The following is a 23,934-nucleotide window of genomic DNA, read 5'->3' as shown; positions in this document are numbered from 1 at the left end:
TTCACGCCGTCTTCGCGGCTATCTGCCGCTCGATCTCCGCCACCAGGCCGGCCACTGAACCGGTCTCGGCGCGGGGATCGTTGGTCGGCAGATAGATTTTGAACTCTTCCTCGATCGCGAACATGATCTGCACGAAATCCAACGATGGAATATCCAGATCCTTCAAGGTCGAGTTCCCCGAAATTCGCGTCCGGTCCAAACCACTTTCCCGGGCGACAATCTCGATTACCTTCTCCTCGATAGCCGATATCACTTCCCTGATCTCCCCTGCTGGTCACGTCTCGGGCCGGTCCTTACTACGCTCCAGGCCCCTGACTCGTTCCGCCAACCCACCTATTTCTTCGGCTATTCGCTTGAGCCGCGCAAGGCCAAGCAACTGCTCGAAAAATTGTTGCCGGGGCAAGGCCGGCGTCCCGCCCACCACCATTCCGGGCCCCACGTCACGGCCGACTCCGGACGAGGCCATCACCATTGTATCGTCGCCGAGGGTCACATGATCGGCGATTCCCACCTGACCGCCCAGCACCACCCGATTTCCGATCTGGCAACTGCCGGCAATGCCGACCTGTCCGGCAATCAGGCAGTCTTCGCCGATGCGGCAATTATGGCCGATCATGACCAGATCGTCGATTTTGGTCCCTCGCAGGATCACCGTATCCCCGACGGTGCCACGGTCGACGGCGCTGTTGGCGCCGATCTCCACATCGTCGCCGATCACCACCCGGCCCAGGGAAGGGATCCGCTCGATGGCATGGTTGCGAGCCTGAACCCGACTTCCCACCGCCGAGGCCTCGATGCTGCCCGGCTCCGGCGTGGCATAGGAAAATCCGTCCGCCCCCAGGCAGACGTTGAAATGCAGGATGACCCGGTCACCCAGGACGACGTCGGGGCCCAGCCGCACGCCCCCATGAAGCCTGCAGCCGGCCCCCAGCCGGGACCTTTCGCCGACGGTGACATTCCCGTCGAGGACGCATCCGGCGGCGATTTCGACATCGGCACCGATCTGGGTGAAGGGTCCGACCGCGACGTCGGGGGCGACCCGCGCCGTGGCGTGGACGATCGCCATCGGATGGATGCCGGGTTCGGGACGGATCGTTAGCAGAAACAGCGGAAGAAGCTTCGCCAGGGCATAGCGCGGGCGGGCAACCCGGATGAGGCCGGAGAAGCGGCCAGGAGGAAGGGCGAGGCCTTCGACCGCCAGCGCGGCGCAGGCTCCGCCAGGTTTCAATTTTCCGAGCGCCTCGGTGGAAAAAATCAACGGCAGATCCAAAGCCGACCCCGCATCGGCCGGCTCGCAAGGGCGATCCACCTCGATGCTGCCATCGCCTTCGCAGCGACCGCCGATCTGCGAAGCGAGCGCATCGAGGCGGTGACGAGGCATGCCCTGCAACCTGCTCGTCCCTGCCTCGGCTTGTCTTAAGGCTGGAGCGTCTTTGCGCTGCAGCCCGAGGCGATCGACTTAAATTTGTTCAGCGAATCCTGGTTGGCCAAGGTACCGGCGTTAATATCGCTGAGAAGCTTCTGATATTCCTCATAGGTGAACTGCGCCTTGGTGCCATCCACATTGCACTTGCAGAAGGCCGCCCACTTATCGTCGCTGTACTTCTTGTCGTGCGCGCTATCGATGCATTCCTTGTAGTCCTTGTCCGATTGGTCTTTCGGAATCTCGGTGGCACGGACGGGTCCTGCGAACAGGACGAGGGTGAGGCCGAAGGCGGCGGCGAAGGACCGGAACATGAGGGGAGACGTCCTTAAAATGGTGCGCAATGGCGGCATCCTCGCCTTGGCTGTGGGCGGCGTCAATCGCGGGCCGCCCGTTCTCTTTTGGTCCGCGGCTAACGGCCGCTGCGCATCAATTGTGGCCAATCCGGGGCAGGCACCCGGTGGCTCCAGGCGTCCTGCCCTCGACGGTTTGCGCCAGACCGGCTAAGAAGCGGTTCCCCGCCCGATGAGCCGGGGCTCTCAGCCGGTTTCTTGTCGGTTTCCAGGCCCCTCCCTCATGCCCATCCCCGTCCGCGACGCCTCTTCCACGATCTTCCGAGCCGACCTGCTCGCCGGACGCACGGCCCTCGTGACCGGCGGCGGCACCGGCATCGGTCTGGCGATCGCGCGGGAGTTGGGCGCACTGGGCGCCCGGGTCGTCATTGCCGCGCGCGACGGCGACCGTCTGGCACGCGCGGCCGCCGATCTCGGCGAGGCCGGTATCGTCGCCCGCGCCGAGCCCCTCAACATCCGCAAGGAGGCCGAGGTCGGCCTGCTCCTGGATCGGCTGCAGGCCGACGGCTGGTTGCCCGACATTCTGGTGAACAATGCGGGCGGTCAGTTCAACGCCGAACCGCTGGCGATCAGTGCCAATGGATTCCGCGCCGTGGTGGATCTCAATCTGAACGGCACCTGGCATGTGACCAAGGCGGTGGCGGAGCGGCTGGTGGCTGCCCAGCGGGCGGGGCGGATCGTCAATATCGTCCTCTCGCTGTTTCAAGGTCTGCCCGGCTCGGCCCATGCGGGGGCGGCACGCGCCGGGGTCATCAACCTCACCAAGTCCCTGGCGCTCGCTTGGGCCAGGCACGGCATCCTCCTCAATGCGGTAGCACCCGGCACCATCGAAACGCCCGCTCTCTCGCAATATGATGCGGCAGAAATGGCGGCCGACATCCAGCGGCTGCCGGTCAAGCGCATGGGCCGGCCCGAAGAGGTGGCGCAGCTCGTCGCCTTCCTCGTGTCGCCGGCGGGCGATTACATGACGGGCACAACGCTGATTCTGGATGGCGGCGAACATCTGATAGGTCCGGTGGCTGCCGCATGAGCCCTGCCGGCCCCGCCTAGCCAGCCCGGCCCGTCTCGGCCAGACTGGACCCTCGATAAGGCTCTCGAACCCTTCCCATGAACATCGCGATCGATCCGACGCCCATGTCCGCCTCCGCGACCGACGACCGGCAGAAACGCCGCCTGGCCAATCTGCGCCGCCTGCTCTCGCCCCGCCATGTCGCCTTCGTCGGCGGCCAGGGGGTCGCCGTTCCGATCGAGCTCTGCCAGAAGGCCGGTTTCTCCGGCAAGATCTGGCCGGTCAATCCGAAATATCCGGAGATTGCCGGTCTGCCTTGCGTGAAGACATTGGCCGATCTGCCGGAGCCGCCCGATGCCGTGTTTCTGGCGGTGCCGCGCGAGATGACGGTGGAGATGGTGGGCGAGCTCGCGCGCATGGGAGCGGGCGGGGCAGTCTGCTACGCCGCCGGTTTCGCCGAGGTGGGCGAGGAGGGCAAGGAACTGCAGAAGGCGCTGGTGGCGGCGGCCGGCGATCTCGCGGTGGTGGGCCCCAATTGCTACGGCCTGCTCAACTATGTCGATGGCGTCGCCATGTTCGCCTCGGGCCCCGGCTGGGCCCGGTCCAAGGGCGGCGTCGCGCTGGTGATGCAGAGCGGCAACATCGCGCTCAACCTGACCAACCATCAGCGGTCGGTGCCGCTGTCCTACGTCATCACTTGCGGCAATCAGGCGGTCCTCGACATCGCCGACTATATCGAGTGCCTGGCGGACGACCCGCTGGTCTCGGTGATCGGCCTCTATATGGAGGGCATGCCGGACGCCGCGCGTTTCGCGCGGGCGGCCCTCAAGGCGCTCAAGGCGGGCAAGCCAGTGGTGGCGCTCAAGGCCGGCAATTCGGAGCTGGGCAGCAAGCTGGCGATGAGCCATACGAGCTCGCTCGCCGGCAACGACAAGCTTTACAGCACGCTCTTCGACCGCCTGGGTGTCGTGCGCGTGCGCGAGCTTTCGGAGCTGTTGGAGACGGCGAAGCTGCTGGCGATCTCCGGCGCGCCCGAGAACAACCGCATGGTGGTCTTCACCTGCTCGGGCGGCGACAGCCTGATGACCGCCGACCGCTCGGCCGAGGTCGGCGTCGAGCTCCCGCAGTTTCCGCCGAAGACCGCGGCTTCGCTGCGCGAGCAGCTGCCGCATTTCGCCTCGGTCTCCAATCCCCTCGACTACAACACCTCGCTCTGGGGCCATAAGGAGCAACTCGAGAAATGCTTCGAGACGGCGCTGCATGGCGACTATGACGCGGCGATGCTGGTGATCGATTTCCCGGTCGACGACAAGAGCGGCTACGACGCCTGTTTCATCGCGACCGACGCGGTCATCCGGGCGGGCCGGATCCATGGCAAGCCGGCCTTCGTGACGAGCTCGCTGTCGGAGCTGATGCCGATCGAGGCCCGCGATCATGTGGTCAAGTCGGGCGGCACGCCGCTGCAGGGTCTGCAGAGCGCGATCGACGCCTTTGCCGGGGCTGCACGCTTCGGGCAGCGCCGTCGCACGCTGATGAAGCCGGGCGCGATCGATGCGGCGCTGCTGCCGGACCTGCCGCCGATACCGACCGCCACCCGCCTGCTGGGCGAGGCCGAGGGCAAGGCCGCGCTGAAGGCGCAAGGCCTGACCGTGCCCGAGAATCGCCTGGTCGGCGCCGCCGACGCGGGCCTGGCGGCGGCGGCTCTGGGCTTTCCGGTGGTGGCCAAGCTGGCCGAGCCGGTGCTGGCGCACAAGACCGAGGCCGGCGCGGTCAAGCTCAATCTCAAGAGCGCCGACGAGGTGAAGGCGGCGGTGGCTTCGATTGGCGAGAATCTGGCGCGCTACAAACCGGGCGCCCGGCCCGAGCGGTTCCTGATCGAACGCATGGTTTCGGATGTGGTCGCGGAGCTGATCGTCGGCGTGAAGCGCGACCCGCAGTTCGGATTGATCCTCGTCGTCGGCGCCGGCGGCATCCTGGTAGAGATGGTCGAAGACGCAGCGACTCTGTTGCTGCCGACCGTGCGGGAGGATGTGGCCAAGGCGGTCGCCGGGTTGAAGATCGCCAAGCTGCTGAAAGGCTATCGGGGCAAGCCCGCCGGCGATATCGATGCGGCGGTCGACGCGGTGATGGCGATCGCGGCTTACGCCTATGCGCATCGCGACAAGCTGGTCGAGCTCGACGTCAATCCGCTGATGGTGCTGCCGCAGGGCAAAGGCGTCGTTGCGGTCGATGCGCTGGTGGTGATGGGCGTTTGAACTCCGTCGGCGCGGCTCCGCCTTCGGGGAAGCCGGTCGCCAGCCAAACCCGGTCAGATCGAGAAAACGGAACCTACAGGGGCGTCAGGGCAGGCCGATGCGCGGGGGCCCGCCAGTGGCGGCCTGGCTCGGTCCGAGCGTGTTCAAGAGGCGCGAGGAATCCTCCGCCAGCTTGATGCACTCGGTCAGCATGCCCATGATCCGGACATTGTTGTATCGCACCGGGGCTGCGACGGGGCTCGGATCTTCGAGGATCTTGCTGCAACGCCGGATGATGTCCTTCTGGATCTCGCTGAGGATATCCTCGAGGCGCCAGCCGGTGGGGTTTTCGGGCGTGACGAGAAAGCGGGTCACGGGACAGGGTCCTTCCTTGCCAGGCCTCGAATGGGTCGGGGCCGCTTATGCCCGATGCTAGGCCGCAAGAGTAAGCATTCGGTTACCGTGTTCCAGCCGCCGGACTCGCCCATTTGCGGGGTCCCTGCGATGCTTGGTCGATCGCCCAAGGAACGGCCTTGCGGGAATGCATGGGGCAAGGGCGCTGGCCATTCGCGGGTAGGATTTCATTCACTTTTGTTAACGCCTGCATCGGCGCAACGACATCGTCGAGGGGCGAATCCGGCCGAACCGGCGCCGATGCGTATTTCGGGACGGGCAGGCCGTCTGTTAGACTTCCGCCTTGCGACATGGAGCCCGTGTCGAATTTCGTTCGACGGTCTGGCCAAGCCGACCGCCGCGTGCCGGTCGACATCGCAGGAAGGTCGCGCCGAGAAGCGCGGACATCTTCATGCGGTCGTCGAGCGGCCCGAATTCGAGCAAAGGCATGATGCCATGTACAATTGGGCCTTCGCCGTTCTGCTGGTGATCGTGTTCGCGCATAGCCGCTTCAACACGCCGTCGAACAGCCGCTATTCGACGACCATCGGGCAGTTCTATTTCGCGGAAATCGCCTACGTCACCTGCAATCTCCTGCTCCTCGTGCTGATGTCGGGACTGGTCCACGCTTCGCCCGAGGTGTTGAAGCTTCTTGCCGGCGGCGACCCGACACAGATTCCGGAGGGGATCGAGGGCATATCGGCGCCGCTGGTCGCGGCCCTGGTCATGACGACCCTGCTGCCGCACTCTCCGGTCATCTCCCAGATCGACAAGTTTCTCCTCGATCGCTTCCGCGCGCTCGGCAATATTCCGGTCGAGGTTCGCCGGCTTGCCGCGCTTCTGCGCGATGCCAGATTGCAGATCGAGTCGGCGGCCGCCGCGGATTCCGCGCGCTATGTCGATGCCCAGCTCGAATCGCCTGAAGCGCTGCAGGCCTTTCTGAAAGCCAACGCGCCGGACGAGCCGGAATATATCTTCAATCGCGTGCTGTATCTCGGGACACGCCTCAAGCAGTGGGAGAGCCACGAGAGATTTTCCGGGGATTGCGTGCAGTTTCGCGACGATTTCGACGGAATCTTCAAGAAACTCGACGACCTCGTCAAACTGACGAGCCGTTTCGCCGCGATCTTCGCGCTGCCGGAAAAGGGCGGCACGGATGCGGTGGCGCGCGCCCATGGCGAGTTGCGCAAGCGCATTCTTGCGGATTGCCAGGCGCTCAATCGGGAGATCTGCGACTTTCTGGCCCGGGCTCTGCTGCACAACATCCGGACCCGTCGCGAACGCGAGGCCGTGATACGCGATCTGGGGTTCGTTATCCCGGAGGGGGCCGAGGCCGGGCTCAGCGCCACCAAGATCGTGACCTTCGCCACCTCGGTCTTCCTGATCTTCTTCACGGGCCTGTCGCTGCTCGGGTTCGTGCTCAATGGCTATGAGGTCAAAGTGCATCGGCTGTTCGGCATGGCGCTTCTGGTCGCGATCATCAATGGCGTCGCGATCTACTGCGCCATCATGCCGAAGCAGTTCTGGGGCTTCGCCAATATCCAGAAGGTCGGAATGCGTCCGGTGATCGGCTATTTCGTGTCCGGGGTCCTGGCGATCATCGCCGCCGCCGCCATCGGCTTCGTCTTCCGTTCGCTGCTCTACATGAACTTCGACTGTTCCATCTCGCTGTCGCTCGCGTCTTCGCCATGGCTCGCGATGTCCTTCATCGAAACGGTCTTGCTGGCGCTGCTGGCCGACAACTATGCGGCCGACCCGCAGCGCGCGCCGAAATGGACGCGCTATGCCGAGGGGCTGGCCCAGGGGGTCGCCCAGGCCGGCATCGCCTATTACATCGTGCAGGCTCTGGGCGATATCAGGGGCGCAATCCCGCCGGTCCCGGGTTGTCCCCTGCCGGCGCCGCCGCCCTGGCAATTTCCCTGCAGCGTATCGTTCCTGATCGGCGTATTCCTCGGCGCCACGGTTCCGCACTGGTATCGCAACCGTATGGTGCGGCCGGCGGCCGCGACGGCGACGAGGGAATTGCCGGCAGGGCTGAATCCGAAGGCGGCGGGGCCGGGCACGACCTGAACGATGCGCCCGTCACGCGCTCTTTCTCGATCGGCCGGCCCGCGCCCGTCCGCACTGGACGCCTCTCTTTCTTCTCGTCAAACTCCGCAGCCTGAGAGTTCGGGCAATTGCGGAGACTGGGGAATGGCCAACGCCAAAGGCGTCGCCGTCGTGACCGGCGGCAATCGGGGGATCGGTCGCGAAATCTGTCGCCAGTTGGCGGAACAGGGCTTCCATGTGGTGCTGACGGCGCGCGACGCGGCAAAGGGCAGGGCAGCCGCCAAGGCGCTGAAGCAGGAGCTGGGCCCTAAGGCGGGGCCGGTCGAGTTCTTCAAGCTCGACGTCACGGACGCCAAGCGGATCCGCGCGCTGGCGCGTCATCTGGAAAGTGAGTTCGGCGGCTGCGACGTGCTGGTGAACAATGCCGGCATCTATCTCGAGGGCGGCTATGACGCCGCCGGCTCGCCCATCGACAGCATCCAGACCGAACCGATGTCGAAGGTGCGCGAGACGATGGAGACCAACCTCTACGGGCCGCTGCAGCTGATCCAGGCGATCCTGCCGATGATGAAGACGCGCAAGCGCGGCCGGATCGTCAATGTGTCGAGCGGCTCGGGGCAGTTGACCGGCATGGGCGTGGGCGAAGCGGGCTACCGCATCGCCAAGACGGGCCTCAATGCCGTGACGGCGATCTTCGCCGCCGAGCTGACGAAGGATCCCAAGGCCAAGGACATCCTGGTGAACTGCATGTGCCCGGGCTGGGTCAAATCGGACATGGGCGGGCCCTATGCCACCCGCAGCCTGGCGCAAGGCGCCGATACGGCCGTTTGGCTCGCCACGCTGCCGAAGGGCGGTCCCACGGGTGGCTTCTATCGCGACCGCAAGATTCTGGCCTGGTGAGCGGCCACGCCATGCAGATCGTTTTCGCCGAAGCGCAGCTGGGCCATCACCCGTCGGGATTCCTGGTGCGCGGCCAGCGCCAGCCCTGTCCCGAGATTCCGGCACGAGCCACGGTGTTGAAGGAGGCGGCCGAGCGCCATGGCCATCGGCTGGTGCGGCCGAAAAGCTATGGCGCGGGCCCGCGCGCCGCCGTTCATACACCCCGCTATCTGCGCTTCCTCGAGACGGCGCATGAACGCTGGCAGGCCTTGCCCGGTGCCTCGCCCGAAGTGATTCCCAACGTCCATCCCAACGGGCTGAAGGGCGGATACCCCGAGAGCATCGTCGGCCAGGCGGGGCACCACATGGCCGACACGGCGTGTCCGATCGCGGCCGGGAGCTGGCCCGCGATCGTCGCCAGCGCCGACACGGCGGTGCATGCGGCGCGGCTGGTTCAGGGCGGCGCCTCTGCGGCTTATGCGCTCTGCCGTCCGCCGGGGCACCATGCCTTCGCCGATATGGCGGGCGGCTTCTGCTATCTCAACAACTGCGCGATCGTCGCGACCGAGCTGCGACGCCACGCATCGCGCGTCGCGATCCTCGATGTCGATCTCCATCACGGCAACGGCACGCAAGGCATCTTCTATGCCCGCGCCGACGTGCAGACGGTCTCGGTCCATGCCGATCCGGCGAACTTCTACCCCTTCTTCTGGGGCCATGCGGCGGAGCGGGGCGAAGGGGCGGGCGAGGGCTACAATCTCAATCTCCCGCTGCCGCTCGGCAGTGGCGACGCGCCTTTCCTGGCGGCGCTGGAGCAGGGCCTTGCCGAGATTCGCGCCTACGCGCCCGACGCGCTGGTGGTGGCGCTGGGCCTCGACGCCTTCGAAGGCGATCCGCTGGCGGGCCTCAAGGTGACGACGCCGGGCTTCGAGGCGATCTGCCGGCGCATCGGCGGTCTCAAGCTGCCGACCGTGCTGGTGCAGGAGGGCGGCTATCCCTCGCCGGAGCTGGGGCGGAATCTGGTGGCGAGCCTGAAGGGGTTCGAGGAGGGGCGGGGCTGAGCGAGTTCTACGAGACCCGTCCCCCTAGCCCCTCCCGCAAGGGGAGGGGCGTGATTCAGTTTCTGATTTCTCGCTTGTCATCATTCTGCATCCAGTCGCGGGATGCGCTTTGTGTTTTCCACGCCCCTCCCCTTGCGGGAGGGGGTTAGGGGGAGGGGTGCCACGAACTCAATGCCTGCGCGGGCTACTTCACGATCTCCGTATCTTCCAGCGTGAATCGCCCCAGCGGGTTCTGGGTGAAGTTCTTCACATAGATCTGGGACGCATTGCGGTAGGGCGAGTAGTAGAGATCGATCCAATGGACATCGTCCTTCACGATGGCCTGGATCTTGTAATAGATCGCCTTGCGCTTCTCGGGATCGAGCTCGGCGCGGCCCTCGTCGATCAGCTTGGTCACTTCCGGATTCTTGTAGCGCGTGTGATAGGAGAGGTTGTCCGGATCGCCATAGAGACTGAAGGACGTCTTCTCGTCGGGGTCGATGATGTCGTTGGTCCAGTAGTTGACGCTGAGATCGTAGTCGCCCGAGATCTCGGTCTCCCAAGCCTGACCCACCTCCTGCTTCTCGATGTTGGCGGTGACGCCAACCTGGGCCAGCTGACTTTGCAACAATACGGCGAGCTGCTCGTGGGTGACGTCGCCCGAGGAGATCAGCAGCTTGAGGGAAAGATCCTTCACGCCGGCCGCTTCCAGGATGGCCTTGGCCTTGGCCGGGTCATAGGGGCAGCGCGGATTGTCCGGGTTGTAGAACATGCCGCCCTGCGGAATGTAGGAGTTGGCGGGCGTGCCATGGCCGAAGGTCACGGTCTTGACGATCGCATCGAGGTCGATCGCCATGCAGAGCGCCTGACGGACCTCCTTCTTGTCCAGCGGTGGATGGCTGTGATTGATCAGCAGGTGGTCCTCGCGGCTCGAATTGTCGAGATGGACCTCGAGTTTCGGATCCTGCTTCAGCTCGTCGATGCGGTTGAAGGGCACGAAGATCATCGCGTCGATCTCGCCCGCCTGCAGCTTGAGGATCCGGGTGTTGTCGTTCGGGATATAGATCCACTGCACCTGGTCGAGCTTGGGCTTGGCCGGGCCCTCCCAGTAGTTCGGGTTCTTGTCGAGGGTGATGGATTCGCCGCGCTTCCATTCGGTGATCTTGAAGGCGCCGGCGCCGACCGGATGCTCCAGCCAGTCGTCATAGTGGTTCTTGACGGCGTCCTCGGGCAGCACGGCGGCCGAGAACAGGGCGAGGAAGGTCAGGAACGGCGCCGTCGGCTGGCTCAGTGTGATGATCACGGTGCGGTCGTCGGGCGTGTCGATCGATTTCATCGGCGCATACATGGCACCGAACACCGACTCCTTCGTGTCGCGCACGCGCTCCAGGCTGAACTTCACGTCCGACGCCTTGAGCGGGCTGCCGTCGCTGAATTTGAGGCCGTCGCGCAGCTTGAAACTGTAGGTCAGGCCGTCCGGCGAGACGGTCCAGCTTTCCGCCAGGTCCGGCTCGATCGCCGTGCCGTCGAAATTGTTCCGGACCAGCATCTCGTTGGCGTTGATGATCACCCAGAGGTCGGCATTCTGGCTGATCAGGATCGGATCGAAGGTGGTGCTGTCCTGGTCGCGGCCGATCTTGAGCGTGCCGCCGGCGTGAGCCGGGCCGGCGCCGAGCAGGAGCACGGACAGCAACAGGAGCGAAACCACCGCAACGCGGCGGATGATGGCGGCCATGTGAAGTCTCCCGTCGAATGGCGGACGGCCTCGGCGCCGTCCTTGGCGGGAATTATGGCGCGCGGCGGCGGGTCAGCGTCAATGGTCCCCGGCGGCGAAGGGACGGTGGGTCGCCAATTTGTCATCGGTGTAGAGATGGCAGGCGACGCGGACCGGTCCGTCGCGGCGGTGAGCCGGGGGCGCGCCGGCGCGGCAAGCGTCGAAGGCCTTGGCGCAGCGAGGATTAAATGCACAGCCTGCGGGCAGGCGGGTGGCGCTGGGCGGTTCGCCCAGCAGGCGGGGCGGCGGCAGGCTGCCGTCCGGCGCCATCCGCGGGATCGAGGCCAGCAGGGCCTCGGTATAGGGATGGCGCGGGCTCGAGAACACGGTTTCGGTCGGGCCTTCCTCGACGATGCGCCCCAGATACATGACCGCGACGCGCCGGCAGAGATGCCGGATCACGCCCAGGTCATGTGAGATGAAGATGAGCGCCAGATGCCGCTCGGCGCAGAGCTGGGTCAGGAGATTGAGGATCTGGGCCTGGATCGAGACGTCGAGCGCCGACACGGCCTCGTCGGCGATCAGGAGCTCGGGGCCGACCGCGAGCGCCCGGGCGATGCCGACCCGCTGGCATTGGCCGCCGGAAAGTGCCGCGGGCCGCCGCGACGCCAGGTCGGGGGACAGGCCCACGCTCTGCATCAGATCCGCGACCTTCTCCGCGACCTCGCCGGACGGGCAGAGCCGATGAACCCGAAACACCTCCGCCAGCGTGTCGCCGATGGTGAGGCGCGGATTGAGCGCGGCGAAGGGGTCCTGGAAGATCATCTGTGCGCGACGACGGAAGCCCAGCAACCGGGCCGGATCGAGGGCGGTCAGGTCGGTGCCGTCGAACTGCACCTTGCCGCTCTTGGCGTCCACCAGGCGCAGCATCGCCCGGCCCAGCGTGCTCTTGCCGCAGCCGCTCTCGCCGACGAGGCCCATGGTCTCGCCGGGCACGATCGAGAGCGTAACACCATTGACCGCATGGGTGACGCGGGCGCTCGCAGGGTTGAGCAGCGCACCGAGGCCGCCCTCCCGAAACTCGACCGTCAGGTCGTTCGTCTCGAGCAGCGTGCTCATGCGCGGCCTCCCGCCGGCAGGGCATAGAGATCCTCCCAGCGCAGGCAGGCGCTGGCCCGATCCTTGCCCGCGCCCACAAGGGCCGGGTCCGTCTCGCGACAGAGCGGCCGGCAATGCGGGCAGCGCGGATGGAAGCGGCAGCCTGGCGGCAATTGCGACAGGGCCGGCGGCTGGCCCTCGATCGAGGGCAGGAGGCTGCCGAGCGGCACGGACTCCGGCCGCGACCGCATCAGGGCCTCGGTATAGGGGTGCAAGGGGCGGCGCAGCAGGTCGGTCTTCCTGGCGCGCTCGACGATCCGGCCGGCATACATCACCGCAACGCTTTCGCAGGTCTGGGCCACCACGCCGAGATCATGGGTGATGAGAATGATGGCCAGGCCGGTGCGGTCGCGAAGATCGAGCAGCAAGCGCAGGATCTGCGCTTGCACCGTGACGTCGAGCGCGGTGGTGGGCTCGTCGGCAATCAGCAGCTGAGGCCGGCAGGCGAGCGCCGCCGCGATCATGGCGCGCTGGCGCATGCCGCCGCTGAACTGATGGGCATAAGCGTCGAGCTGGCGCCGCGGGTCCGGAAATCCCACCTGGCGCAGCAGGTCGGCCGCCCGGTCACGCGCCGCCTTCCGGCCGATCTTCTCGTGGCTGAGCACGGCCTCGGTGATCTGCTCGCCGATCGTCATCACCGGATCGAGATGCGAGGACGGATTCTGGAAGATCATCGCCATCTTCGGTCCGCGCAGGGCGCGCATCTCCGATTCCGGCAGGGCCGCGATATCGCGGCCCTCGAAGACGACGCGGCCGGCAGCGATGCGGGCTTGGCGGCTGGGCAGGAGGCGCATCAGGGCGCGGCAGGTCATCGATTTGCCTGAACCGCTCTCGCCGACGAGGCCCATGATCTCGCCCGCGCGCAAGGCGAAGGAGACATGATCGACCGGCCGCAGGCGGCCGCTGCGCGTCTCGATATCGACCGTCAGATCCTGCGCCTCGATCAGGGCCGCGCTCATTCCCGGATCCCCAGGGTCTCGGCCAGCCCGTCGGCCAGGAGGCTGAAGCCCAGCGCCAGCGTGACGATGGCGAGGCCCGGGAAGAAGCTGATCCACCAGGCACTGGCGAGGAAGGTCTGGCCCTCGGCGATCATGACGCCCCATTCGGCGGCGGGCGGCTGGACGCCGAGGCCGAGATAGGAGAGCGACGAGCCCAGCAGGATGGTCAGCACCACGTCCGACATGGAGAATACGATCGCCGGGAGCACGGCGTTGGGCAGGATATGCCGCGCCATGATGCGCAGGCGGCCATAGCCAAGATTGCGGGCCGCGAGCACGAAGTCGCTATGTTTGAGCACCAGGGTCTGGCCCCGGATCAGCCGTGCGTAGCTGACCCAGCCGACCAGCGAAACGGCGATGAAGAAGCTGACGAGGCCGGCCCCCAGCACCGAGATGATCGCAATCACCAGCACGAAGAAGGGGAAGGAGATGGTGATGTCGAGGAGGCGCATCAGGAGCGTATCGACGATGCCGCCGAAATAGCCGGCGACGAGGCCGACGGCGCTGCCGAGGATGAAGGGAACGATCACGCCGAGGAGACCCATGGCGAGGTCCAGGCGCGCGCCCCAGATGATGCGGGTCAGCACGTCGCGGCCGAAATTGTCGGTGCCGAGCCAGTGGGCGAGGCTCGGAGGGCGCAGGGTCTGGCCCAGATCCTGGACGATGGGATCGTAAGGCGCGATCAAGGGGGCGGCGACCGCCAGGAACAGCCAGGCGCACGAGATGGCGGCGCCCAGCTTCAGCGCCGTGGGCGCCGCAAGCCCGTGCGCGGCGAGGCGAAACGGCAGGGTGGCGGCGCGGTGGGCGGGCGTCAGGCTCATAGCTTGACCCGCGGGTCGAGCGCGACCGTGACGATATCGACGATGAAGTTGGTGAGAATGACGGCCAGCGCGAAGGCCAGGGTCACCACCTGCACCACCAGATAGTCGCGGGCGAAGATCGAGCTCACCATCAGCGAGCCCAGCCCCGGCACCGAGAAGACCTGCTCGACCACGACCGTCCCGCCGATGAGCCAGCCGACATTGACGCCCAGGAGCGTGATGGTGGGAATGAGCGAGTTGCGGAAGATATGACGCCGGAAGATCTTGGCCTCGGAGAGCCCGCGCGAACGCGCGGCCTTCACGTAATCCGCCTCCATCTCGGCCAGCAGGCTCGCGCGCAGGTTCCGGATCAGCACCGGCGAGAGCGCGAGCGCGATGGTCAGGGCCGGCAGGAACAAATGATGGAGATGATCGAGCGGGGTCTCGCCATAGCCGGACACTGGAAACAAACCGAGCTCGATGCTGAAGAGGATGATGAGCACAATGCCGAGCCAGAAGGCCGGCAGGCCGAGCCCCGCCGTCGAATAGACCCGGACCACCTGGTCGGGCCATCGGCCCCGATAGACGGCCGCCAGCACGGCGAAGCCGATCGCAATGACGACCGACATGAAGATCGCATAGCCGAGCAGGAACAGGGTCGGGACGATCCGGCTCACCACCAGCTTCGGGATACCGATCTTGAAGATGATCGATTTGCCGAACTCGCCGGCGGCGAGGTTCTTGAGGAAGTAGAGATATTGCAGGGCGAGCGGCTGATCGAGGCCATATTGCGCGCGGGTCGCCTCGATCACGGCGGCGGTCGCACGCGTGCCCAGCAGGATCCGCACCGGATCGCCGGGAATCGCATGCACCAGCAGGAAGCTGATCAGGCTTACGCCGAGCAGCACCGGCACCAGCTGCAGGGGACGCCAGAGAATGAAGCGATATCGGCCCATGCCCGTGAAGTGATCCCGGTGATCCGCGTCAGGAAAGCGCTGGCGGCAATCCTATCGGCCTTCCCTGTCGCGCTCCAGGGCGCGCGAAGCCTGTCCGACAAGACAGAGGGCGGCGATCCCGTCCGGGGTCGCCGCCCTCATGCCGCCTCGGCCCCGCTCAGTTGGTGATGTCGGCCGTCTCCAGCATGTAGCGCCCGAGCGGGTTCTGGACGAAGCCCGTCACGTTCGCGCGCGAGGCGTTGCGGAAGGGGCTGTAATAGAGGTCGATCCAGTGAACATCGTCCTTCGCCAGCCGCTGAATGTCGAAATACATCTGCTTGCGCTTGGCCGGGTCCTGCTCGACCGCAGCCTTGTTGACCAGGTCGGTCACGACCGGGTTCTTGTAGTTGGTGTAGTAGGACCGGTTCTCCGGATCGCCCGAGACACAGAACTGCGCCTTCTCGTCCGGATCGAACACGTCGTTGACCCACCACATCACGCCGATGTCGTAGTCGCCATTGACGAGCGCGTCCCATTGCTGGCCGCCCTCCATCTTCACCAGATTGACCGCCACCCCGACCTTGGCGAGCTGGTCCTTCACCAGCACGCCGATCTGGTCATGGGCGGTGTCGCCCGCCACCAGCGCGAAATTGAGCGTCAGATCCTTCACGCCCTGCTCGTCCAGGATCTTCTTCGCTTTGGCCGGGTCGTAGGGGTAGTTCGGGTTGTCGGGGTTGTAGTCCATACCGTCGAGCGGGAAGAAGGAGTTGGCGACGGTGCCGTAGCCCGAGGTCACGACGTCGACGATCGCCTTCTGGTCGATCGCCATGTTGAGCGCCTGGCGCACCAGCTTGTTGTCGAGCGGCTTGTGGGCGTGGTTGACCAGGATGTGATCCATGCGGGTCGATTTGTCGAGCTGGACCTGGATGTTCTTGTCGGCCTGGAGCTCCTTGATCTGGTTCCAGGGCACGAAGGTCGCGGCATCGACCTCGCCGGCCTTGAGCTTCAGCATGCGGGTGTTGTCGTTGGGCACATAGATCCACTCGATGCCGTCGAGCTTGGGCAGCCCCTTCTCCCAATAGAGCGGATTGCGCGCCAGGATGATGCGGTCGCCGCGCTTCCATTCCTTGAGGACGAAGGCGCCGGAGCCGACCGGCTTCTCGCCGAAGCCCTCGCCCTCGGCCTTGACCGCATGTTCGGGGAGGACCGAGGCGGCGAACATGGCCAGCGTCGACATGAGCGGCGCGCTCGGACCCTTCAGCTTCAGCACCACGGTGCGGTCGTCGGGCGCCTCGGCCTTGTCGATCGGCGAGAACATCGAGCGCAGCACCGATTTCTCGTCATCGCGCGCGCGCAGCAGGCTGAAAACCACATCGCTGGCGAGGACCGGCGTGCCGTCGGAGAACTTCGCCTCGCGCAGATGGAAGGTGTAGACCGTGCCGTCGGCCGAGATTTCCCATTTTTCGGCGAGATCCGGCTCGATGTCGGTCGCGGTCGCGTTGGCGCGCACCAGGGTCGAATAGAACTGGTTGAAGACCCAGATGTCGGGCGCCAGGATCGTATAGATGGGATCGAAGGTCGTGCTGTCCTGCTCGCGGGCGATCTTGAGCACGCCGCCGGCCGAGGCCTGGGCTGCGGTGAACAGCAGGGCGGCGGCGACGAGAAATGCCGACAGAAGATGTCGTGGCTTTGCGGAAATCATGGTCGAGGTTCCTCCCGGTCCTAGGCGCCGCCCGTTCGCGAGCGGCCTTTTCGTCAGCCGCCCCGATGCTGGTCGAGGAAGCTCCTGAGCGTCGCGATGTAGTCGGCGGGTTCTTCGAAAAACGGCATATGCGAGCTGTTCCTGAAGATCTTGAGCGTGGGCTTCTTGAGCCGGCGGGCGATGCGTGCTGCGCTGTCGGGCGTCAGCTCGTCATGATGCCCGCACAGCACGAGGCAGGGCTGCTCGATGCGCGGCAGGTCGGCGAGCCGGTCCCAATCCTTGAGATTGCCGGTGCAGGTGAACTCGTTCGGCCCCCACATCGTGCCGTAGATGTCCATGTTGATGCCGTCGATCGAGCGCATCAGCGCCGGCGGCCAATGGTCGAGCCGGCAGACATGGCGGTAGTTCAGGACCTGGACCGCGCCCTGATAGGCCGGATGGTCGGTCGTGCCCTCGGCCTCGTGGCGCGCCATCATCGCGACCGTCTCGGGTCCGAGCGCCCCGCGCAGCCGCTCCAGGTCGCGCAGATGCAGCGGGATCTCGGCGGTCCCGTTGGCGCAGATGAAGCTCTTGGCGCCGTTCGGGTGAGTCAGGAGATATTCGAAGCCCAGCCAGGTGCCCCAGGACTGCCCCAGCAGATGGACGCGGCCCAGCCCCAGCGTCCGGCGCAGGGTCTCCACCTCCTCGACATAGCGGGCGAGGGTCCAGAGGCTCTTATCCTTCGGCTTGTCGGAGCGCCCGGTGCCGAGCTGGTCATGGACCACGACGCGATAGCCATGGTCCGCCATGACGCTGTGGGTCTCGCGCACATAATCGCAAGGCAGGCCCGGCCCGCCATTGAGGCAGAACAGGACCTCGGGCCCGCGACCGTAGCTGTAGACCTGGACCTCATGGCCATCGATCTTGACCCGGAAGGTCTCGTCGGGCGGACGGGCATCGGCGGGAAGGGGCGGATTGAGCGCGGCCATGATCTCTCGGGTCCCAATGTCTGGAAACAGGCCCGGCGCGGAATGCCGCTTGAGGCCTATGTCAGGCTAGGGACCAGAGGAGGGGCGGGACAACTAGCAGAACTGATAGGGCACGAACGTCCTGTCCTCCCCCTCATTCGTGAGGGGGAGGGTTGCGCAGGGTTAGTCGGGGCGAAGCGCAGACTGACCCGAAGCTGGGAGAGGGTGTGCGGGAAAGAAAGACCCATCTCTCCCAGCTTCGGGTAAGCGCAAGCTCCGCTTGCGCCAACCCTTCGCATCCCTGTCCCCCGCTACCCGGGCGGAGAGGAACGGAGGTGGCAGTCGTCGCCTGCTCCGTCACAGCCCCGCGCCCAGAAGCCGGTAATGCGCGGCGCGGGCGATGGCCTGGGCGCGGTTCTGGGCGCCGAGCTTGTGCTGGGCGTTGTTGAGATGGAGGCAGACCGTGGCCGGCGCGCGGTCCAGGATCTCGGCGATGTCCTCGGCGGTCTTGCCGCGGGCCGCCCAGCGCAGGCATTCGATCTCGCGCGCGCTCAAAGAGACGGCATGGCAGCGGCGCGTCTCCTCGTCGAAGCTGCGCAGCGCCGCTTCATGCATGAAGTGGGCGAGGAAGCTGAGCGTCGCCAGCTCACGCCGCGCCACGCGCTCGAAGCCCCGCTCGGCGCCGACGCGAATTGCGGTGACGGTCGCGAGGCTGCCGTCGCGCGAATGGATCGGCACCGTGGCGCCGCAGCTCAGATGCGTATCCTTGAGATACGCCACCACCGGCTGGTGCTCGCGCGTCAGCGGGCGTTCGAGGATATGATCGTCGACGCCCTGGAACGACCAGACGAACGGCAGATTGCAGTCGATGCACATCTGCTGGACCGGGTCGATGCGGTAATATTCATGGTCGGCCCAGAGCCCGGCGAAATCCGCCGGCACGTTGCGCGCATTCAGCAGATTCGGCCGAATCATCCTCCCGTCATGCGCGACCGGCACCGGCGCATAGTCGTAGATGACGGAGGAGAAGCCGATCGGGACAACGGCCTCGAGCAGCAGATCGAGGCAGCGCTCGAGACTGTCGGCGCTCTCGATCTTGTCGGCGAAACTGTCGATCACGTCGTCCAGCGGACGAGGCTCCCCTGCCAGCGGCGCCGCTTGCGCAAGGTTTCCGGGCGCCCTCCCGTCAACAATAGGGCGCGGCGCCTTCGGCGGTCAAACCCGGCGCAGGCTCAGCCGCGATGCTGTCCGAGAAACGCCGAAACCCTTGCCAGATAAGCATCCGGCTCCTCATACATCGGCATGTGGGAGCTGTTGGGGAAGACCGTCAGCTCGGCATGGGGGAGCGCATGCTTCATCCGCATCGCGCAAGGGGGGCCCAGTTCGTCGAAATGGCCGGTGAGGATCAGGCAGGGCTGCGTGATCCGGTGCATGTCCGGGATGCGGTTCCAGTCCTTGAGGTTGCCGATATAGAGGAATTCGTTCGGGCCCTGCATGGTCGCATAGGGTCCCATGTTCCAGTCCCCCAGCGACTGGGACACCGGCTCCGGCCAATGCTGCAAGCGACAGACATGCCGGTAATTGAGGATGGTGACGGCCGCCTGATATTCCGGATGGTCGAGCGTTCCATCGGCCTCGTGATGCTGCATCATCGCGACGGTCTCAGCCCCCAGGGCCGCGCGCAACCGGTTCAGCTCGCCGACCAGGTGGGGCATGTCCCCGCAGGTGTTGGAGAGGATGAAGGTCTTGATCGCGGCCGGGTGGGTCAGCGTGTAGTCGATGCCGAGCCATCCGCCCCAGCTATGGCCGAGCAGATGAACCGGCCCCAGCCCGAGCGCCTTGCGGACGGTCTCCACCTCGGCGACATAGCGCGCCATGGTCCAGAGCTTGGGATCGGTGGGACGGTCCGACGCGCCGCAGCCGAGCTGGTCATAGGTGACGATGCGGTAACCCTCGTCGAGCAGCCGCAGCAGCGGCTCGCGCAGATAAAGGGATGGCAATCCGGGGCCACCGTTCAACAGGAACAGGACCTCGCTCCCGCTACCGTAACTGTAGGTCACAACCTCGTGTCCATCGACCCCGACCCGGGTCGATGCATCCGGCTGGCGGCTCGGCATGGTGGTCCCCCTTCTGTCCGGTGTCTTCACATCGGCCGCCATGTTCCTGGGATTGCTTGATGAATTTCCTCTTCTTCAGGCGGCGGGTGAAGCCTGGGCTGAAGCGGCGAAATCGTCAAGGGGAGGTCAGGCGGAGGAGCGGGTCGCGACCATCGTATGATTGCCCAAACCGCGAGACACACCAGATGTCCGGCATGGGGGCCACACTGAACTGAGGTTTTCAACATGGTCTCTAAATTCTTCGCAGTCGCCGGATTGACGTTCGGGCTCGCGGTAGCGGCCCTCGGCACCGGCCCCTCCGCCTGGGCCGCGGAAAACGACATGCATGGCGTCGATCTGCTCAATCCGGGCGCCCAGTTCGCCCCGCAGGTCCCCATGGGCCTTTCCCCCTCGGGATCGATGACGGCCCCGGCATCGAGCCGCGACGGTGCGCTGTCGACGTTCCGGGAGCCGTTGCTGCGGCAGAATCCCGAGACGCCGAACCTTCATCCGACCTCGAGGACCCCGAATTTCTTCAATGACTGCACGGGAGCCCCGACGCTTCCGAGCCAGCAGATCGGGTCCGACGAGACCTTCTGCGGCTTCGGCGAGCGGTAAGGCCCGCACGAGGTCGAATGCAGAGAACCGGCAAACGCGGGCGAAGCGCCAGCTGGCGGTTCGCCCGCAGGCTGCCGGGGTCGCCTGAGCGGCGTCTGCCGGTGCTGGTGGTGACGGGTGGTTTCCCGACCTGATCGGCGCGGCTTTCAGCGGCGATCAACAACCGGTCAGGAAAGGACCTTCGAGCAGGCCATGGCGAGGTCGCTGTTCGGCGCCTCGGTCGGCGGTGTCGTTGCCCAGCCGGCCTTCATGATGAAATCGCGACGCTCATAGGTCGAGGTGATCGCCTGGAGCTCGACCAGCTTGGCCGAACCGGTGGGATCGGCTTTCGACTGGGTGACGCAGAAGGGGACGAGGGCGTCGATCACGGCGACCGCCGAGCGCTGGTCGGCCATCTTCTGCGCCGAGCTGCCGAGCATCCAGCCGCCGAAGCTGAAGCCGAGAATCATGACGGCCACCGCGCCGACGAGCACGCCGACGAGGGCTGGCCCGGTCGAGGGAGGAATCTTCATTCGAGAATCTCCTTTCATTTGAAAGGTGAATACCTCTCAAATTATTGATGAAGTAATTTTATTGACCCATTGTAACTCATAAATAATTCTAAATATAGCAATCTATCGCCTTTAGTTCTTCAGGAAACAGTACCAGAGAGATTGGCGTATTTCTACTTAGGGCCGCCGGCCGCGCAGGCTCCGGACTTCCGAAGGAGAGCGCAGGCCTCGGACGACCGGCTTGCCGGTACCCTTCAGAAGAGCGGGGGCGCGGGCAGGCCGTCGGCGGTTTACTGGGCGGCTGCGTAGTTTCCCAGGAAAGACGGGATCTGCGGCGCCGTCATCGGGCGGCCGATCAAGTAGCCCTGCGCGACATTGCAGCCGAGCTCACCCAGCCGTTCCAGGATCGTCGGCGTCTCCACCCCCTCGGCCACAGTCCGCAGGCCCAGATTGCGGGCCATGTCGATGATCGTCTTGACGATGATCTCGCTGTCGCGCGAGGCCATCATCGTGGAGACGAAGGACAGGTCGATCTTCAATTCCGAGAACGGCAATCGGCGCAACTGCGCCAGCGAAGAATAGCCCGTGCCGAAATCGTCGATCGAAAGCCGGATGCCCTTCAAGCGGAGCCGGGTGAGCACGTCCATCAGCATGACCGGATCCTGCATCGCCGCCGTTTCGGTGATTTCGAAGACGATGCGGGCCGGATTGAGCGAATGCTGCCGGCACAGCCGGAGGATCTGCTCGGGGAAGGTGACATCCTGGATGCTGCGGGCCGAGAGGTTGATCGATATGTCGAGCGGCGCCAGTCGGTCGTTCCACCGGGCCGCCTGAGCGACGGCCTTCGCCAGAACGAGATCCGTCACCTTGCCGATCAGTGCGCTCTTCTCCGCCATGGGAATGAAGGCGGACGGGGGAATGGGGCCGCGCTGCGGATGCTGCCAGCGCACCAGTGCCTCGGCGCCGATGATCCGGCGGGACTGCAGATCGAGATAGGGCTGGTAGTGAAGATCGAGCTCCTCGCGTTCGACGGCCTCCTCCAGCATCGCCTCGCTGATCTCGCCCCGGCAGGACGCGACCTTCTGCAGGAGCGCGCTCAGGGCATCGGCGCGGAAGGGCTTTTGAATGCATCCGGCCATGGTCAGGCCACGCGCCTGGCCGAGCTGCATCGCGGTTTCCAGCAACCGGCCATCCATCCCGCTGAGGATCAAGATGGGGATGCCGGTGAGGACAGCGGCGAGTTCCCTCAGGACTTCGATGCCGTCGACATTCGGCATGACCAGGTCGAGCACGACCGCGGCAGGGGGCCGTCTGCGGACCTCCGCCTCGAAGACTTCGGGATCTCCGGTATCGAAGGTTTCCCAGCCGCAGGTTTGGGCGATTTCTGCGACCAAATGCCGGATCATTGGTTCGTCATCCAGCACAACCACTTTATGTTTTGCCATGATGAATTCCCTCAACTGAAGCGCGCGCTCTGCCCAAACGCGCTTCGCGTCATTTCACTCCTAGGGTTGAAGGCACGACCGTGGGAATAGCGTAGCAAAACTGTCCAAACCGTCAGTTAACGACGATTCCGCCGTGGCGATCAACAGCGGATTGATTTCATTGAGATTTGATCCTGGGAAGGATTACCGGTAACCGTTTCCCGGCACTTCGCTATCGTTGGATAGGGGGAAACCGCCAATGGATCGGCGGTTTGGTCCCAATTTGGACGAGTTTCGCGGCGACAGCGGGGGCCCGCATGGCGGCAGGAGCGAACGCCATCGGGGCGCCCCTGGGCCGGGTCGTTCGACCGCTTCACGGAGTTCGCTGTGGCTCGAGACAGCGATGCAGGTCGGCCAGAAATTTCGAATGCTGCGGCGAGCGTCGAGAATGCGACTGTCGCCGATCGATCCAGCCGCGCCTGGCGGTCCGCGCTTGAAGGCGTATGGGCCGCCCGATCGAAAAGATGGTGCCCCCAGACGGACTTGAACCGCCGACCCCCTGATTACAAATCAGGTGCTCTACCAACTGAGCTATAGGGGCATCCTGAGCCGGACGAAGCCGGAAAACCGCGCTTCGGATGAACCAGAATGGGCGCGCTGTCAACCGCTTCGCGGAGCCCGCGGGAGGGACGGGGGTGGTTGTTCCGACCTGGGCTGCGCGATATGGTTTCCCTGCCGGCGCCCGGGGCGGCTTTGCCGCTGACGCGCCAGGGCCTTCATCGAGCGAGCACGAGGTCGCCCCATGTCCAACCGTTTCCGTGTCGCCGTCGTGCAGAACTGCGCCGAGCGCGAGATGGCGCCCTCGATCGCGGCGATCGAGCCGCTGATCCGCGCGGCGGCGAAGGATGGCGCCGACCTGATCCAGTTGCCCGAGATGGCAACGATGATCGAGCCCGACAATGCGGCCGTGCTGCGCAAGACCGTGACCGAGGCGGAGGATCCGGGGCTTGCCGCCTTTCGCCGTCTGGCGAGCGAGCTCGGGCGCTGGATCCATGTCGGATCGCTGCTGATCAAGGAGAAGGGGGCCTCGCGGGTCGCGAACCGGGCCTTCGTGATCGATCCGGAAGGCCGCATCACCGCGCGCTACGACAAGATCCATCTGTTCGATGTGGCGATCAAAGACGGCCATGCCTACAAGGAATCGGCGACCGTGGCGCCGGGCGACAAGGCGGTGCTGGCGGCACTCCCCTGGGGCCAGATGGGGCTCTCGATCTGCTACGACCTGCGCTTTGCGGCGCTGTTCCGCGCGCTGGCCCAGGGCGGGGCGGCTTATCTCGGGATTCCGGCCGCCTTCACCTACACGACCGGCCTCGCCCATTGGCATGTGCTGGTTCGGGCCCGGGCGATCGAGACCGGGAGTTATGTCTTCGCTGCCACCCAGAGCGGGATCCATGCCGAAGGACGGCGCACCTTCGGCCATTCGCTGATCGTCAGCCCCTGGGGCGAGGTTCTCGCCGATGCCGGCGACAAGGTGGGCTATGCGATGGCCGAGATCGACCCCGCCAAGGTCGAGGAGGCCCGCCAGATGATCCCGGCCCTGCGGCATGACCGTCCGTTCCAGGCGCCCGAGCGTCTGGTGCCGTTCGCCGCGGCCGGAGAATAGGGCGGCCG

22 protein-coding genes and 1 tRNA gene are annotated in these 23,934 nt (G+C 65.5%); 7 read left to right on the top strand and 16 right to left on the bottom strand.

Features of this window, described 5'->3' with window-relative positions; all coding sequences use genetic code 11:
* Window position 1: 1 nt before the first annotated feature.
* From FRZ44_RS15460 to FRZ44_RS15450, 3 genes are read right to left on the bottom strand one after another with little or no spacing between them, the layout of a single operon-like run.
* On the bottom strand, window positions 2-253 hold the full coding sequence (locus FRZ44_RS15460; protein WP_225308283.1) for a phosphopantetheine-binding protein: 252 nt from the start codon (window positions 251-253) through the stop codon (window positions 2-4).
* A 21-nt stretch (window positions 254-274) separates the two neighbouring features.
* Window positions 275-1,381 carry a UDP-3-O-(3-hydroxymyristoyl)glucosamine N-acyltransferase gene (lpxD, locus tag FRZ44_RS15455; RefSeq protein WP_151178026.1) on the bottom strand — a complete coding sequence of 369 codons (1,107 nt, stop codon included), beginning with the start codon at window positions 1,379-1,381 and terminating at the stop codon, window positions 275-277.
* 35 nt (window positions 1,382-1,416) lie between these two features.
* Window positions 1,417-1,737 (bottom strand): hypothetical protein, encoded by a 321-nt coding sequence (locus tag FRZ44_RS15450; RefSeq protein WP_151178025.1) that lies wholly within the window; start codon window positions 1,735-1,737, stop codon window positions 1,417-1,419.
* A gap of 262 nt (window positions 1,738-1,999) precedes the next feature.
* Between FRZ44_RS15450 and FRZ44_RS15445 the strand changes: the two genes are divergently transcribed.
* Entirely contained in the window at window positions 2,000-2,806 is an 807-nt protein-coding gene (locus FRZ44_RS15445; RefSeq protein ID WP_151178024.1) for an SDR family oxidoreductase, read from the top strand.
* A gap of 77 nt (window positions 2,807-2,883) precedes the next feature.
* On the top strand, window positions 2,884-5,040 hold the full coding sequence (locus FRZ44_RS15440) for an acetate--CoA ligase family protein (RefSeq protein WP_151178023.1): 2,157 nt from the start codon (window positions 2,884-2,886) through the stop codon (window positions 5,038-5,040).
* Between the two features lie 84 nt (window positions 5,041-5,124).
* Here FRZ44_RS15440 and FRZ44_RS15435 read toward each other — a convergent pair whose 3' ends face one another.
* Window positions 5,125-5,394: a histidine kinase gene (locus tag FRZ44_RS15435; RefSeq protein ID WP_151178022.1), complete on the bottom strand. Its 270-nt coding sequence runs from the start codon at window positions 5,392-5,394 to the stop codon at window positions 5,125-5,127.
* A 474-nt stretch (window positions 5,395-5,868) separates the two neighbouring features.
* Between FRZ44_RS15435 and FRZ44_RS15430 the strand changes: the two genes are divergently transcribed.
* From FRZ44_RS15430 to FRZ44_RS15420, 3 genes are all read left to right on the top strand, one after another.
* Complete coding sequence (locus FRZ44_RS15430; protein WP_151178021.1) at window positions 5,869-7,482, top strand: hypothetical protein; 1,614 nt, start codon at window positions 5,869-5,871, stop codon at window positions 7,480-7,482.
* Window positions 7,483-7,605: 123 nt separating this feature from the next.
* A complete protein-coding gene (locus FRZ44_RS15425; RefSeq protein WP_151178020.1) occupies window positions 7,606-8,361 on the top strand; it encodes an SDR family oxidoreductase in 756 nt (251 codons plus the stop codon).
* Between the two features lie 11 nt (window positions 8,362-8,372).
* Window positions 8,373-9,401 (top strand): histone deacetylase family protein, encoded by a 1,029-nt coding sequence (locus FRZ44_RS15420; protein WP_151178019.1) that lies wholly within the window; start codon window positions 8,373-8,375, stop codon window positions 9,399-9,401.
* A 184-nt stretch (window positions 9,402-9,585) separates the two neighbouring features.
* Here the strand turns inward: FRZ44_RS15420 and FRZ44_RS15415 are convergent, their stop codons facing one another.
* The 9 genes from FRZ44_RS15415 to FRZ44_RS15375 all read right to left on the bottom strand — a co-directional run bounded on the left by FRZ44_RS15415 (window position 9,586) and on the right by FRZ44_RS15375 (window position 19,751).
* On the bottom strand, window positions 9,586-11,115 hold the full coding sequence (locus tag FRZ44_RS15415) for an ABC transporter substrate-binding protein (protein WP_151178018.1): 1,530 nt from the start codon (window positions 11,113-11,115) through the stop codon (window positions 9,586-9,588).
* Between the two features lie 78 nt (window positions 11,116-11,193).
* Complete coding sequence (locus FRZ44_RS15410) at window positions 11,194-12,213, bottom strand: ABC transporter ATP-binding protein (protein WP_151178017.1); 1,020 nt, start codon at window positions 12,211-12,213, stop codon at window positions 11,194-11,196.
* On the bottom strand, window positions 12,210-13,211 hold the full coding sequence (locus FRZ44_RS15405; RefSeq protein WP_151178016.1) for an ABC transporter ATP-binding protein: 1,002 nt from the start codon (window positions 13,209-13,211) through the stop codon (window positions 12,210-12,212). Before FRZ44_RS15405 ends, FRZ44_RS15410 begins: the two co-directional genes overlap by 4 nt.
* Complete coding sequence (locus FRZ44_RS15400; protein WP_151178015.1) at window positions 13,208-14,071, bottom strand: ABC transporter permease; 864 nt, start codon at window positions 14,069-14,071, stop codon at window positions 13,208-13,210. Before FRZ44_RS15400 ends, FRZ44_RS15405 begins: the two co-directional genes overlap by 4 nt.
* Window positions 14,068-15,006 (bottom strand): ABC transporter permease, encoded by a 939-nt coding sequence (locus FRZ44_RS15395; protein WP_151178014.1) that lies wholly within the window; start codon window positions 15,004-15,006, stop codon window positions 14,068-14,070. The genes FRZ44_RS15400 and FRZ44_RS15395 overlap by 4 nt, the downstream gene beginning before the upstream one ends.
* Before the next feature lie 157 nt (window positions 15,007-15,163).
* Window positions 15,164-16,687, bottom strand: a complete 1,524-nt coding sequence (locus FRZ44_RS15390; protein WP_151178013.1) for an ABC transporter substrate-binding protein — start codon at window positions 16,685-16,687, stop codon at window positions 15,164-15,166.
* A gap of 53 nt (window positions 16,688-16,740) precedes the next feature.
* On the bottom strand, window positions 16,741-17,655 hold the full coding sequence (locus FRZ44_RS15385; RefSeq protein WP_151178012.1) for a proline iminopeptidase-family hydrolase: 915 nt from the start codon (window positions 17,653-17,655) through the stop codon (window positions 16,741-16,743).
* 336 nt (window positions 17,656-17,991) lie between these two features.
* The gene (locus FRZ44_RS15380; protein ID WP_151178011.1) at window positions 17,992-18,753 is read right to left on the bottom strand and encodes a helix-turn-helix transcriptional regulator; all 762 of its coding nucleotides are present in this window, start codon (window positions 18,751-18,753) and stop codon (window positions 17,992-17,994) included.
* A 113-nt stretch (window positions 18,754-18,866) separates the two neighbouring features.
* Entirely contained in the window at window positions 18,867-19,751 is an 885-nt protein-coding gene (locus FRZ44_RS15375) for a proline iminopeptidase-family hydrolase (RefSeq protein ID WP_151178010.1), read from the bottom strand.
* 225 nt (window positions 19,752-19,976) lie between these two features.
* Between FRZ44_RS15375 and FRZ44_RS15370 the strand changes: the two genes are divergently transcribed.
* Entirely contained in the window at window positions 19,977-20,348 is a 372-nt protein-coding gene (locus FRZ44_RS15370) for a hypothetical protein (protein ID WP_151178009.1), read from the top strand.
* 167 nt (window positions 20,349-20,515) lie between these two features.
* Here the strand turns inward: FRZ44_RS15370 and FRZ44_RS15365 are convergent, their stop codons facing one another.
* From FRZ44_RS15365 to FRZ44_RS15355, 3 genes are all read right to left on the bottom strand, one after another.
* Complete coding sequence (locus tag FRZ44_RS15365; protein ID WP_151178008.1) at window positions 20,516-20,860, bottom strand: hypothetical protein; 345 nt, start codon at window positions 20,858-20,860, stop codon at window positions 20,516-20,518.
* 269 nt (window positions 20,861-21,129) lie between these two features.
* The gene (locus FRZ44_RS15360) at window positions 21,130-22,284 is read right to left on the bottom strand and encodes an EAL domain-containing response regulator (RefSeq protein WP_151178007.1); all 1,155 of its coding nucleotides are present in this window, start codon (window positions 22,282-22,284) and stop codon (window positions 21,130-21,132) included.
* Between the two features lie 504 nt (window positions 22,285-22,788).
* Window positions 22,789-22,864 (bottom strand) — tRNA-Thr (locus tag FRZ44_RS15355).
* 201 nt (window positions 22,865-23,065) lie between these two features.
* Here FRZ44_RS15355 and FRZ44_RS15350 point away from each other — a divergent pair.
* Complete coding sequence (locus FRZ44_RS15350; protein WP_151178006.1) at window positions 23,066-23,926, top strand: carbon-nitrogen hydrolase family protein; 861 nt, start codon at window positions 23,066-23,068, stop codon at window positions 23,924-23,926.
* Window positions 23,927-23,934: the final 8 nt, after the last annotated feature.

The organism is Hypericibacter terrae, from assembly GCF_008728855.1.
In the GTDB taxonomy this organism is placed as follows: domain Bacteria; phylum Pseudomonadota; class Alphaproteobacteria; order Dongiales; family Dongiaceae; genus Hypericibacter; species Hypericibacter terrae.
This window is presented reverse-complemented; position numbering and strand designations above follow the sequence as displayed.